Here is a 581-nt window from a genome sequence, read left to right as displayed (position 1 = left end):
CTTTAATGTATTCATATAATAAGTTCATGTGGTGCGAATCATCAAGCATAAACTCTCCACCTGTCAAAAAATGTAAGTCTTCTGGTGCATTATCTTTATTTCTAAGCCTTTTGTTTAACTCTCTGTCAGTATCTTCATTGTCTATGTATAGTGTCTTGCTTCGCTTTGTATCATAACCAAAAAAAGGTAACCCTTGCGATACCATTAAAGCCATGTGCATTGCTAGAGAGCTTTTAAATGACTTAAATGGAGCTACAAGTATTCCAGCTTGTGAACTTGGCATTAACGTATCAATAAGCCAGTCATCTTTTAAATTTATTAAGTCTTCACGCTCTTTTAAGTGCTTGGCTGTCTGTACTTTTTCAAATATATTGGTCACTTTTTAATTCTCCCCTTTTGGTTTATAGTTTTCAATACATATATTCCGTGTAATGTATTTTCTTGGCTAGTACACCATTCTAGGTTATTTAAATCGTTATTTTGCTTGTTTCCGTCAATATGGTTTACTATTTTTTTATTTTCTGGGTTAGGAATAAAAGCGAATGCTAATAATCTATGTTTTTTCACTTTCAAAGTTCTAT

Annotated in this window: 2 protein-coding genes; both read right to left on the bottom strand. The window is 32.2% G+C overall.

The genetic code is table 11. From position 1 onward, the window contains the following. Positions 1–379: AAA family ATPase (locus EII29_RS11535; RefSeq protein WP_148096440.1), on the bottom strand; the 379-nt coding region annotated here is incomplete at its 3' end. Further along, positions 376–581 (bottom strand): HNH endonuclease (locus EII29_RS11530; protein WP_148096439.1); only part of this gene is annotated, 206 nt, incomplete at its 5' end. The genes EII29_RS11535 and EII29_RS11530, both read right to left, overlap by 4 nt.

The organism is Leptotrichia sp. OH3620_COT-345 (genome assembly GCF_003932895.1).
In the GTDB taxonomy this organism is placed as follows: Bacteria; Fusobacteriota; Fusobacteriia; order Fusobacteriales; family Leptotrichiaceae; genus Pseudoleptotrichia.
This window is presented reverse-complemented; position numbering and strand designations above follow the sequence as displayed.